At 55.9% G+C, this 11,680-nt stretch carries 11 protein-coding genes; 3 read left to right on the top strand and 8 right to left on the bottom strand.

Translation table 11 applies throughout. The annotated features are described in order from the left end of the window. Positions 1-4 precede the first annotated feature (4 nt). The 6 genes from N8E88_RS23610 to N8E88_RS23585 form a co-directional block, all read right to left on the bottom strand. A complete protein-coding gene (locus N8E88_RS23610) occupies positions 5-1,321 on the bottom strand; it encodes an LLM class flavin-dependent oxidoreductase (RefSeq protein ID WP_262292713.1) in 1,317 nt (438 codons plus the stop codon). Beyond that, complete coding sequence (locus N8E88_RS23605; protein WP_262292712.1) at positions 1,318-2,391, bottom strand: LLM class flavin-dependent oxidoreductase; 1,074 nt, start codon at positions 2,389-2,391, stop codon at positions 1,318-1,320. Before N8E88_RS23605 ends, N8E88_RS23610 begins: the two co-directional genes overlap by 4 nt. A 31-nt stretch (positions 2,392-2,422) precedes the next feature. Then, positions 2,423-3,355 (bottom strand): ABC transporter ATP-binding protein, encoded by a 933-nt coding sequence (locus N8E88_RS23600; protein ID WP_262292711.1) that lies wholly within the window; start codon positions 3,353-3,355, stop codon positions 2,423-2,425. Next, a complete protein-coding gene (locus N8E88_RS23595; protein WP_262292710.1) occupies positions 3,352-3,993 on the bottom strand; it encodes an ABC transporter permease in 642 nt (213 codons plus the stop codon). Before N8E88_RS23595 ends, N8E88_RS23600 begins: the two co-directional genes overlap by 4 nt. A 1-nt stretch (position 3,994) precedes the next feature. After that, the gene (locus tag N8E88_RS23590; protein WP_262292709.1) at positions 3,995-4,615 is read right to left on the bottom strand and encodes an ABC transporter permease; all 621 of its coding nucleotides are present in this window, start codon (positions 4,613-4,615) and stop codon (positions 3,995-3,997) included. A 112-nt stretch (positions 4,616-4,727) separates the two neighbouring features. Next, the gene (locus N8E88_RS23585; protein ID WP_262292708.1) at positions 4,728-5,609 is read right to left on the bottom strand and encodes a glycine betaine ABC transporter substrate-binding protein; all 882 of its coding nucleotides are present in this window, start codon (positions 5,607-5,609) and stop codon (positions 4,728-4,730) included. 247 nt (positions 5,610-5,856) lie between these two features. Here N8E88_RS23585 and N8E88_RS23580 point away from each other — a divergent pair, with 247 nt between their 5' ends. Then, entirely contained in the window at positions 5,857-6,354 is a 498-nt protein-coding gene (locus N8E88_RS23580) for a cupin domain-containing protein (protein ID WP_262292707.1), read from the top strand. Here the strand turns inward: N8E88_RS23580 and N8E88_RS23575 are convergent. Then, positions 6,345-6,848 carry a peptide deformylase gene (locus N8E88_RS23575; RefSeq protein WP_262292706.1) on the bottom strand — a complete coding sequence of 168 codons (504 nt, stop codon included), beginning with the start codon at positions 6,846-6,848 and terminating at the stop codon, positions 6,345-6,347. The genes N8E88_RS23580 and N8E88_RS23575 overlap by 10 nt on opposite strands. A 124-nt stretch (positions 6,849-6,972) precedes the next feature. On the opposite strand from N8E88_RS23575, the gene N8E88_RS23570 reads away from it, so the two are divergent. Further along, entirely contained in the window at positions 6,973-9,156 is a 2,184-nt protein-coding gene (locus N8E88_RS23570) for a sensor histidine kinase (protein WP_262292705.1), read from the top strand. Between the two features lie 484 nt (positions 9,157-9,640). Here the strand turns inward: N8E88_RS23570 and N8E88_RS23565 are convergent, their stop codons facing one another. Further along, positions 9,641-10,084, bottom strand: a complete 444-nt coding sequence (locus N8E88_RS23565) for a hypothetical protein (RefSeq protein WP_262292704.1) — start codon at positions 10,082-10,084, stop codon at positions 9,641-9,643. A gap of 246 nt (positions 10,085-10,330) precedes the next feature. On the opposite strand from N8E88_RS23565, the gene N8E88_RS23560 reads away from it, so the two are divergent. Beyond that, positions 10,331-11,677 carry a PAS domain-containing HWE histidine kinase family protein gene (locus tag N8E88_RS23560; protein WP_262292703.1) on the top strand — a complete coding sequence of 449 codons (1,347 nt, stop codon included), beginning with the start codon at positions 10,331-10,333 and terminating at the stop codon, positions 11,675-11,677. Positions 11,678-11,680: the final 3 nt, after the last annotated feature.

The raw sequence follows: 11,680 nt of genomic DNA, 5'->3' as shown, positions 1-11,680 counted from the left end.
TTGCTCATGCTGCACGCGCCGGGATTCTGATTCCGAGATTTTCGCGCAATGTGCGCCCTTCATACTCATCGCGAAAGAGGCCTCGGCGACGCAATTCAGGAATAACCAGGGTGATGAAATCCTGAAGTGCCCCGGGGAAATAGGCACCCATGACGTTGAAGCCATCCGCTGCTTTGGCATGGAACCGCTCCTCCAGTTCATCGACGATCTGCGCCGGTGTGCCGATCAATTGCCAATGGCCACGCGCGCCGGCGAAATTGCGAGCAACCTGCCGGATAGACAGGTTTTCACGCCGCGCAAGATCGATGATGAGCTGCTGCCGGCTTTGAATGCCATCGGTCGCCGGCATTTCGGGCAATGGTCCTTCTAGCGGATACTGTGACAGGTCCTTGATGCTGAGATAGCTGGCGAGCAACGCCACACCAACCTCGTCGGGAATGAGTTCTTGCAGGGCATCATATTTCGCCCGCGCTTCGCTTTCGGTTCGGCCGACGATTGGCGACACACCGGGCAGGATCTTCAGATCGTCGGGATTTCGATTGAAGGCCGGCATGCGCGATTTCAAATCAGCATAATAGGTTTGGGCTTCCTGCAAGGCCTGCGCTGCTACGAACACCACATCCGCTGTACGCGCTGCGAGGTTTTTGCCCGCATCCGAAGCACCAGCCTGCACCATCAGCGGACGACCCTGCGGCGAACGCGGACTGTCGAGAAGTCCGCTGACAGTGAAATGTGTGCCGTGATGATCGACGGGATGTAGTTTGGACCGGTCGGTGTAGCTTTTTCCATCGATCACATAAGCGCCGGTATCGACGCTGTCCCAGATCATCCTTGCCGCGTGTTCGAATTCCTCGGCGCGCTCATAGCGCTGCGCATGGGGCCGCAAGCCGCTCGCAACAAAATTCTCCGCTTCGAGTTCGCTCGCCGACGTGACGAGGTTCCAACCAGCCCGGCCACCGCTCAGCTGATCGATGGAGGCCAGTGTCCGCGCAAGGCCATGAGGCTCATTGTAGGTCGTGGAGGCCGTAGCGACCAAGCCGATATGGGACGTATTGACTGCCAGCGCCGCAAGAAGGCTCAACGGCTCGAACATTGTCGAACGCGCAGCCTGGCTCGCGGTGTTGATGTTGCGCTCGCGGATCGCGGCTGCATCCTCAAAGAAAACCATGTCGAATTTGGCGGCTTCTGCGAGGCGCGTCAGAGTGATGAAGTGGTCGACATCCACACCGGCGGCAGCAACCGCGTCCGGACGCCGCCAGGCCGCAATATGATGGCCACCGGCCATCAGAAAGGCGCCAAGCTTCATCTGTGTTTTGCTCATGATGTTTGCTCCGCTGTTTGGCTGGCCGGATGGTGCGGACGGTGCATTCCAAGATGCTCGCGCAATGTGCTGCCCTTATAGGAGTTGCGGAACAGGCCGCGCTTTCGAAGTTCCGGTACAACGTGATCAACAAAGGCGTCGACACCTTCGGGCGTCACCGGAGGAAGGACGGTGAAACCGTCGACAATGCCCGACCACGCTTGCAACGCATCCGCAATATCGAGGGGTGTGCCGATGACCTCCAAACCTCCAGGCCTTTCTCCATCGGACGACAACGCATCCAGCCTGTCATGCAGTTGCTGTGCGTCAGATTTGGTGGCGCCGATGAACGGAATGACATTTGCAAGGATTCTCACCTCGGACCGTTTGCGGCCATGACGCAAAAGCCGCTGCGTGAAATCGGAGACAAGCGCCCTCGCCTCGTCCAATGACGCTGGATCAATGAAAACAAGTTCAGCCGAGAGCGCGGCAAACTCGGCGGTATCGGCCGTCAGCACGTGCGAAACAACAGGCTTGCCTTGCGGCGAACGATTGACGTTGAGCGGACCACGCACGGTGAAATATTCACCTTTGTGATCGAGAAGGTGCATTTTCTCCGGCAGGAAAAAACGGCCTGAGGCCTTGTCATAAACAAAGGCGTCATCCTCCCAGCTGTCCCAAAGTCCGTTGACCACTTCGAGATATTCCTGGTTGCGCGCGGTTGCGCCCGGCGAAACCACGACATTCCACCCAGCCCTGCCCTTGCTGATCGTATCGAGCGAGGCAAAGCGGCGCGCGAGGTTGTACGGTTCGTGCTGGGCGGTCGCCGCTGTCGTGATCAGCCCGATCCGGCGGACGACAGTGGCAAGCGCCGCAACCAGCGTCGTCGGCTCGAAAGGCACGGCCTGCGGCGACAGATCGTTCAGGGGCCGCTGGCCAAGCCGATCGGCAAAGAATGCGAAGTCCAACCCGCCTTCTTCTGCTTTCTTCACCTGCGCCGCCAAAGCGTTGAAATGAATCGCATCTTCCGATTTCTCACGCCACGCGGCGGGATGATGGCCAAACGGCGCGATCGATATTCCGATGTGCATTGCTCGGTTACCCTTGCTTTCGTACCGGCCGTCAGACCGCAAAAATAGCGTCCCGCGTCAATTGCCCCTTCACTGCGCCGCTCTCGTCGACAACGGCAAGAACGTCACTATTGGCGGCAACCATCAGCGCCAGCGCATCGCGCAGACTACTGGACGGCGCGACCGTACTGGCGCCCGTGTGCGGCGAGGCACTGTTCATCGCATCGTTCACAGTGAACAGGCTGAGCCGCTTGATCGCGCGGTCTATCCCGACGAAATTTTCCACAAAAGCGTCGGCGGGGTGAGACAGCACTGCATCCGGCGTATCGTACTGGATGATCTTGCCGTTTTTCATGATGGCGATGCGGTCTCCAAGCCGGATGGCCTCGTCGAGATCATGCGTGACGAGCACAACAGTCTTGCGCACGCGACGCAATATCTGGCGAAATTCGTCCTGAAGTCTCGTCCTGGCGATCGGATCGATCGCGCCAAAGGGTTCATCCATCAACAGCACTGGCGGATCGCCTGCAAGCGCTCGTGCCACGCCGATACGCTGGCGCTGCCCACCGGAGAGCTGGCGCGGGTAGCGCTTCAGCATTTCGCTCGGGTCAAGCCCGACCAGATCCAGCAGTTCTTCCGTACGGCTGGTGATTTTCGCTTCGGTCCAGCCGAGCAATTTCGGCACCGCCGCAATGTTCTGAGCAATGGTCATATGCGGAAACAGACCGACCTGCTGGATCACATAGCCGATGTGCCGGCGCAGCTCGACCGGGTCGACCTTCGTGACATCCTCGCCATTGACGATGATCTTGCCATCCGTTGGGTCGATCAGGCGGTTTATCATGCGCATTGTCGTGGTCTTGCCGCAGCCCGATGGACCTATCAGCGCTGTTGTCGTCCCTTCCGGGACGACAAGCGAAAGATTGTCGACCGATGCCGGTCCGTCCGCAGCGAAGCGTTTGGTCACATGTTCCATGTTGATCATGCGGTAGATCTCTCTGCAAAAAAGACTTTTTCGGCGAGGCCAAGGGTAAACTCGGTCGTGAGCGCGAGCAGCGCAATGGGAATGGCACCGACCAGTAGCCTCGACATATCCATCATACTGATGCCGACGGCGATAAAATCTCCGAGGCCGCCACCGCCGATGAAAGGGGCGAGCGTCGCACCAGCCAGTACTTGGACGGCGGCGGTGCGTGCGCCCGCGAACATGGCAGGTGCGGCAAGGGGGATGCGTATCTTGCGCAGAACCTGCCCCCCGCTCATGCCCATTCCTGTTGCCGCTTCGACGGCATCGGGGTCGACATCACGCAATCCGATAAAGGCGTTGAGCAGGATCGGCGGCAAAGCGAGAATGGTCAGGGCCACGATGGACGGCCACAATCCGATGCCAAGAAGCGGCATCATGATAGCGAGGATCGCGAGACTGGGAATCGTGCGCAGCGCGTTAATTGTGTTGATGACGGCGAAGGCGAGGCCGCCCCGGTTGATGATCAGGATCGCCAGCGGCAGTCCAATGGCCAGTGCGAAGGCCAACGAGACGCCTGACATGATCAGATGCTGGCCAAGCGCCTGGTAGAATTCCGGCTGATGATTGCTGATCCAAGTGAAGGCGGTAATCAACATATCATGCCCTCCCCCGAACCAGATATTTCTCGGCCTGACTGAGCACGACATCGAAGAAGATCGCCATCAAGGATGTCAAAATGCCGCCGACGAGTATTTTCTCGGTATAGTTTTGATCGATCCCCATGAGAATGATCGTGCCAAGCCCGCCGCCATCGATGAAGGCTGCCACGGTGGCGATGCCGATCACGGTCACAAGGGCAATGCGTATGCCCGAAACAATGAGCGGCAATGCAAGAGGGAGTTCGATCCCGACAAGCCGCTGCCAGGCATTGTAGCCCATGCCATCTGCGGCATCGAGAACATCGGCCGGCACACCGCGCAATCCGGTTACGACATTGCGCAGGAGGATGAGCAGGCAATAGGATGAAAGGCCAACCAGCGCCGGCTTTGTGCCGAGGCCAAGCCAGGGGATCAATAGTGCAAATAGGGCAAGGCTTGGAATCACAAAAATGATGCCGGTTATCGTTAGAACAACGGCATACAGTTTCTGGCGGCGTGCACAGATGATCCCGAGGATCAATGCGATCACCAGTCCTATCAGTACCGAGGAAGCCGAGAGCACCAGATGCTGCCAGGTCGCAGTAAGTATTTCCGGAATGTTTTTGGGAGCCCAATTCAAGGGTGCCGTCCTGCCTGCATAATCGCTTCAGCAATGAAATAGCGGAGATGTGGTCATCTCCGCCATACACGTTCAAATGATCGGCGAAACCGCTCGGTTCCGTCGAGTTTAATCAAATACCTTTTTCTTTCAGGAACTCTGCAGCGACTTCCTTTGGTTCCTTCTTGTCGCGTTCGACGGCTGCATTCAGGTCGCGCATGATCTCGTTGGTCAAAAGCGGACTGACCTTGTTGAGCACGTCCGCAATCTTGGGGTTCTTCGCCAACGCATCCTGGCGCACGACAGGCACAAGGTAATAGGGCGGGAACAAATGCTTGTCGTCGTCAAGAACAACAAGATTACTATCGGCGATCTGCCAGTCCGTGCTGAAACCATAGGACACGTCGATGTTCTTGCTCGTCAGAGCACTGTAGCGAATACCGAGCTTGGCGAAGATGCGGAAATCCTTGAACTCGATGCCGTAGACCTGCTTCAACCCCGGCAAACCATCCTTGCGTTCGCCAAAGCCGCCTTCCGCGCCAAAGGAGAGCTCCTTGGAGGCTGGACCAAGATCCGTCAGCGTCTTGAGTTTATATTTTTCGGCGGTCTCGGGAAGCGTGATGATGGCATAGCCATTGTTGATCTGCGTTGGCTCGAGCAGTGTCAATTGCAGGTTCTTCTCGTAATAATCCTTGACGTCCTTGTAGATCTTATCGGCCGAGCCTGACAGATCACCCTTGACCACCGCCGCGAGCGCGGTCCCGGTATACTCCGGATAAAGATCGATCTCACCGTTCGTCAGTGCTGAATGGGCGATGAGCGTAGCGCCAAGGTTCAGCCGGCGCTCGACTGTGATGCCGGCCTTCTCCAGCGCCTGCGCATAGATTTCTGCAACAACGAACTGTTCAGTGAAATTCTTGCTGCCAATTTTCACTGTCTGCGCAAAGCCGGACGTTGCCGCCGTCAATGCTACCAAAACGCCAAGCCCGATTGAGGCGACACTTTTCAAGATCATGGTTTTCCCTGCAGCTACTGTAGGATTTCATCCGTATCCTACTGGTTTCGTTGTCGAATTCGCATGCTAGCAATCTCGGATACTAAGTTCGCAGAACAATATGCCAATGTTCCATGAGAAGTAGAAATTATTTGCTATGCGTTTGCAACCGCCGATACGCGCACATCCTGACAGCGGTTGATCTCTGGTGTCGCTGCATTCTCCTCGCTACATTGCCGGTAACATCGCGAAGAGGCAGGAGGCATTGATGTCAGACGATCATCAGCAGGGAAACGCGCACACGCATGACGACCATCCAGTCGACTGGCGGGTGCATGGGGTCAAAATTATCCCTGGGGATTCCCTTGATCCAAATACAGCACAAACGCCGGGTATGAACCGGGCCGCTGCCATCAACCACGCCCGGGCTGGAGCCGAAAAAATCTGGGCGGGGACAGTTGTCATTCATCCCAACGCCAAGACCGGCGCGCATCACCACGGCGATCTGGAAAGCATCATCTACGTGGTCAAAGGTCGCGCACGCATGCGCTGGGGCGAAAGGCTGGAGTATGTCGCGGAAGCCGGTCCCGGCGATTTCATCTTCGTGCCGCCATACGTGCCACATCAGGAAATCAATGCCAGTCCGGACGAAGCGCTTGAATGTGTTCTTGTCCGCTCCGGTCAGGAGCCTGTCGTCGTCAATCTCGATATCGATCCGGTGGAAAAGCCGGAGGGTGTTTTATGGAAGGATCCGATTCACCGCTGACTGCGCTGCAGCTTCTCATAACGCTTGATCAACCTGTCACGCTTGAGTTTTGACAAGCGGTAGATCCAGAATACACCGTCGAGCTGATCGATTTCGTGCTGAAGGCAGATGGACAGGAGGCCGGTCGCTTCTTCTGACTGAGACACGCCCGCAACGTCCTGATAGCGGATCCGGATGTTGACGGCCCGCTCGATCTCATCCGAAACGCCTGGCATTGAGACACTACCCTCCTCCTGCCTGACGGTGTCAGCCGAAAACCATTCGATCTCCGGATTGACGTAAAAGCGAGCTGGTTGGCCCCGGTCAAGTTCGAGAACAACAATGCGCTTCAAAACGCCAATATGTGGAGCAGTTATGCCTATTCCCGGCGCCGCCCGCATTGTCTCCAGGAGGTCATCGGCCAGCAAGCGAAGATCATCTCCAAACTCCGTTACGGGTTCAGCCGATGAACGTAGTGCAGGATGCGGATATTTGAGGATCGGACGTACTGTCAAAACTTGGACCTTTCAAACGGATCGGGTGGCACATCAGCAACGCCGCAAGCCCGTGTTGCCTCAAACCGCATTCGAAGCGCAAGCTTCCTTTACAAGTAACGCTGCGACCGATAATCGACAGCAAATGAGCAAGACCGTAGTCAAACCGCAGGTTCTGCCGAAAGGCGCGTTGATCATGACGCTCCTGACGCTGGCGACAACGATTGTCTCATTCGTCATCATGATGGGTATTACCGACATCTCGCCCACCAAGCGGACGACGCAGATCATTATTGCAGCCAATGCGATTTCGATTTTGGTGCTGATCTATTTGTCCTACGCGACGCTCCGGAAGCTGTTTTTGTTCAAGAGCAAGGAAAAGCACCGGGATCTGCATACCAACATAACGATCATCTTCGCGTTGATCGCGTCGATCCCTTCGATCATTGTCGCCTGTTTTTCACTTATCGTCCTCGACAACCGTTTGAACTCATGGATCAATCCCGAAAACAATCAGATCATTGATATGTCGATCAAGGCCGCGCAGTCCTACACCGAGGACAATGCGCAAAGTCTTTTGACCACAACGCTTTCGATGGCGATCGATCTCGACCAGCGGCGGATGCTCTACAGTCTCGATCGAGGTGCCTTCGCCAATTGGCTGACCTATGACGCAGGCCGCAACAACCTGCTTGGCGCATCCCTGGTTAGATCCAACGGTGAGGTTGTCGTCAGTGCCCAGCTCTTCAACGATCATACCCTCCCCGAAGCACCGCTGGAGGCGTTGAAAAGTGCAGCGGGCGACAGGCCGGTGCTGATACCGCCGGCGGCTACCAATCTTGTCGGTGCAATCGTCAAGACGCAGGCGCTGCCGGATTTGTATCTCTATACGATCCGCGCCGTGGATTCGTCGGCGTTGGATAACATGCGCGTCATGACAGACAACAATGCCGAATATCAGTCGCTGGCGAGCAACCGAAAGAATACGCAGATCGCTTACGCGCTGCTCTATATTGAGCTCACACTGTTGCTGCTTTTGACCGCCGTCTGGACTGGTATTGCCGTGGCCAATCGTGTGGTCAGGCCCATTCGCTTGTTGATCGGCGCGGCCGGCGACGTTGCCACAGGCAATTTTGACGTGTCAGTGCCTGTCCGCGCTTCGGATGGCGATATCGGTTCACTATCCCACACGTTCAATAATATGGTCGAGCAGTTGAAAACCCAGCATAACGATCTGATTTCGGCGAAGGATGAGATCGACGAGCGCAGGCGCTTTACCGAGGCGGTTCTGTCCGGCGTGACCGCCGGCGTCATCAGCGTCAACTCGCAAGGCGATATCGCTGGTCTGAACCGGCCAGCCGAACACATGCTGTCGATCGATGCTGCACAAGCTATCGGCAAGAACCTCGTTCACATCCTTCCGGAAATCGGTGCTGTATTCGAAGCGGCGCGGGGGAACGACAGATCTTCCAGCCGCCAGCAGATAGGGATTACCCGCAATGGTATCGTACGCTCTTTCAACGTGCAGATTACCCGGGAAGACGCCGGCACACACAATACCTCCTACGTGGTGACGGTCGACGATATCACCGACCTGGTCGCTGCCCACCGCTCATCCGCTTGGGCGGACGTTGCACGCCGCATTGCACATGAAATCAAGAATCCACTGACGCCAATTCAGCTCTCCGCCGAGCGCATCCGCCGCCGCTATGGCAAGGTCATTGTCGAGGATCGCGAGGTCTTCGATCAATGCACTGAAACGATCATCCGCCAGGTCGGCGATATAGGTCGTATGGTCGATGAGTTTACTGAATTCGCCCGTATGCCCAAGCCGCAACTCGCTGCAGCGGATATCCGCGCTGTACTGCGTGACGCGTCCTTCCTCGTGGAAATCAGCAACAACCAGATCAGGTTCGAGCATGACTTTACCGACGAGCCGCTCGTTGGAAATTTCGACAACCGGCTCCTTGGCCAGGCTTTCGGCAACATCATAAAAAACGCTTCGGAGTCCATCGAGACGGCGCTCCAGACAGGAGCGATCGAGGAAGGTTTCATTCTCGTTCGCGCTGCCAGCACGGCCTCGTCCATCATTGTCGAAGTGCTCGACAACGGCAAAGGATTACCCGCTGACAACCGTCATCGACTGCTCGAGCCCTATGTGACAACGCGCGAAAAGGGTACCGGACTCGGCCTCGCCATCGTCAAGAAAATCATCGAAGATCATAGTGGGCATCTCGAAATGCTGGATGCGCCCGAGAGCTTCCACACTGGTCGCGGGGCGATGGTGCGGATGACCTTTCCAAGGCTCGTCGAGGCCAGTGCGGCGTAGCCGTTACCCAGTATCACTTTCCTTTCACTCGATATCAAAATGTGATGAAACCAAGGCACGGCGCAAATTGCGCTCTACATTGAAAGCGCTATAATCCTTTCCAGTGAAGCCGGGATGATGGGACTAAGCCTTCCATGATTTGGGTAAAGCACATGATCACGACAATTTGAATCGATCGCTGGCAACTCAAATCAGCGACGGGTGTTCATGATTTTTTGAGAACGCGCCGGTCCTATCCGGCTACGCTCAGGAGGAGTCAGGCGATGCGACACACGAAAGAAAACGGCGATATCTCCAACTGGATGACATGCTCGATGATTTTGTTCGGCGCGCTGGCAGTTGCCGCTGTCGTCTTTGCAGTTTGACTATCGGGATTTGATCCGATCAACATAAAACTCTGAGAATTTGTGTGCGTCTGACAGAACGCGCAGGAGTTGGTATGGGCTGGTTTCCAAGCCAAACTGGCCCATTGCATATTGGGCCTTTAGTCCGTTCTCACTACGGAGAGAAGCAAAACGAAAAGCGCCACGAAATTCAAAATGGCGCTTGCTGCATGCGAATACTCCCATTGATAGCGTAGCGTTTCCCAGGCCTCTGGCAGGACGGTCCAGTTTTGAGTCGCTTTGTTGGCGGGAAATGTAAACAGCCAGAAAATCACCTGCGTTGCCACAATGCAAAGAAATGCCGTCGCCGCCAGCCAGTGAGGTTCGCCCGAACGGTTAAGCCAGATTGACAGGGCGAGCGTCGAAACCAGCGCGGCAATGATGACAATGGAAAAAAGGCTCCAACCGTCATAGGCTCTCTGTGAGATAAGATACTCGGCGCGATCGAGGTGAACCTTGTTGATCATCGCGAACAGATGCGCACCCGCAGGAATAAGGGCAAGCGCGACCAGGAGCACGCTGGTCAATCTCAGGGTATAAATCATAACGATTTCCTCCACTCACTTGGATTGAATGGAAACGCAAAAGCTCCCCCGTTGATCCCTGATGCACGGCTCCGTTGGAACCAAAATCATCACAGACAGTTTTTGATCGTGGGGTGAACTGAAATGCCGTTGTCAACTGGTCCCCCTTGATTCGAAAACCCGACTGGCAAGAAGTTACTTGAAGCAGGAAAAATAGTGGATATTGCGCAAAGCAACCTTAGTTCTTCACTTGCAGCTTTGCACAGCATGGACAACTTCAGCCGTGATTCCCTGATCATGGAACTGCCTATTCCGGTTTATACGACAGACAAAACCGGCATTATTACATTCTACAATCGCGCGGCGGCTGAGTTTTGGGGGCGCGAACCGCGGATCGGCGAAGAGCATTGGTGCGGATCATGGAAATTATACTGGCCTGACGGCACACCCATGCAGCATGACGAGTGCCCCATGGCGATGAGCCTGCGCGAAGGTCGGGATGTGCGAGGGCTGGAAGCCATAGCCGAGCGGTCCGACGGCAGCCGCGTTGCGTTCCGTCCATTCCCCGTTTTGCTTCGGGACAATAATGGTGACGTTGTTGGCGCCATGAATATGCTTGTCGATCTCACAGAACAGAAGCGCAATGAAGAGTCGGCGCAACATCTCGCGGCGATCGTGGAATCGTCCGACGATGCGATCGTTAGTAAAACCCTCGCAGGCATCGTCAGGAGCTGGAACAGGGGTGCCGAACGCGTATTCGGTTACACAGCCGAGGAGATGATTGGCCGTTCGATCACCACTGTTATTCCTCCCGAAAGATTGGGCGAAGAAGCGTCCATCGTCGACAGAATTCGCAAAGGTGAACGCCTGGATCATTATGAGACAATTCGAGTGCGCAAGGACGGAGTGCGCATCCATGTCTCGCTAACCATATCGCCAGTCAAAGATTCGACCGGCCGTATCGTTGGCGCGTCCAAGATTGCGCGCGACATTACCGAGAGAAAGGAAAAGGAGGAACGGATCGTCATGTTGATGCGCGAGGTAAACCACCGCGTCAAAAATCAATATGCGGTCATCCTGTCCATGATCCGGGAAACCGGCAATCGCACTGGAGACAGTACCGAGTTCGAGCAGCAGGTGCGGGAAAGGATCATGGCTCTCGCGCGATCACATGATCTTCTTGTCCACGCCGAATGGCGCGGAGCGACTGTATCGGATCTGCTTCTGGCGCAAACGAAGCCGTTTGGCGATGAATCCAGCGTCGCAATTTCAGGTCCTCTCATAGTCCTGCAGCCCAATGCCGTTCAGTATCTGGGGATAGCGTTCCATGAATTGGCTACGAATTCGGCCAAATACGGCGTGTTTTCTGCTGACCAAGGCAATATCGCTGTCGATTGGTATGTCGGCGATGATGGTAAAACCTTTTATCTGACCTGGACTGAATCTGACGGGCCCCCTGTGAGGCTTGGGCGCACCCATGGATTTGGCAAGATCGTCCTGGAGCGCGTGACGCCATTGTCACTCGGAGGGACAGGCACTTTGGAACAGACTCCAAAACGCCTCGTCTGGACTCTGCGGGCACCAATGGAAAACATCGCAGCGTCCATCACCTGACCA

Origin of the sequence: Phyllobacterium zundukense, from assembly GCF_025452195.1 — a bacterium.
GTDB lineage: Bacteria > Pseudomonadota > Alphaproteobacteria > Rhizobiales > Rhizobiaceae > Phyllobacterium > Phyllobacterium zundukense_A.
The sequence above is the reverse complement of the archived record's forward strand: the minus strand, read 5'-3'. Positions and strand labels throughout refer to the sequence as shown.

Excerpts from the sequence above, each read along its gene's own strand:
- N8E88_RS23565 (WP_262292704.1), bottom strand. The coding sequence starts at position 10,084 with ATGATTTATACCCTGAGATTGACCAGCGTGCTCCTGGTCGCGCTTGCC.
- N8E88_RS23600 (WP_262292711.1), bottom strand. The coding sequence starts at position 3,355 with ATGATCAACATGGAACATGTGACCAAACGCTTCGCTGCGGACGGACCG.
- N8E88_RS23605 (WP_262292712.1), bottom strand. The coding sequence starts at position 2,391 with ATGCACATCGGAATATCGATCGCGCCGTTTGGCCATCATCCCGCCGCG.
- N8E88_RS23610 (WP_262292713.1), bottom strand. The coding sequence starts at position 1,321 with ATGAGCAAAACACAGATGAAGCTTGGCGCCTTTCTGATGGCCGGTGGC.
- N8E88_RS23560 (WP_262292703.1), top strand. The coding sequence starts at position 10,331 with ATGGACAACTTCAGCCGTGATTCCCTGATCATGGAACTGCCTATTCCG.
- N8E88_RS23595 (WP_262292710.1), bottom strand. The coding sequence starts at position 3,993 with ATGTTGATTACCGCCTTCACTTGGATCAGCAATCATCAGCCGGAATTC.
- N8E88_RS23585 (WP_262292708.1), bottom strand. The coding sequence starts at position 5,609 with ATGATCTTGAAAAGTGTCGCCTCAATCGGGCTTGGCGTTTTGGTAGCA.
- N8E88_RS23580 (WP_262292707.1), top strand. The coding sequence starts at position 5,857 with ATGTCAGACGATCATCAGCAGGGAAACGCGCACACGCATGACGACCAT.
- N8E88_RS23570 (WP_262292705.1), top strand. The coding sequence starts at position 6,973 with ATGAGCAAGACCGTAGTCAAACCGCAGGTTCTGCCGAAAGGCGCGTTG.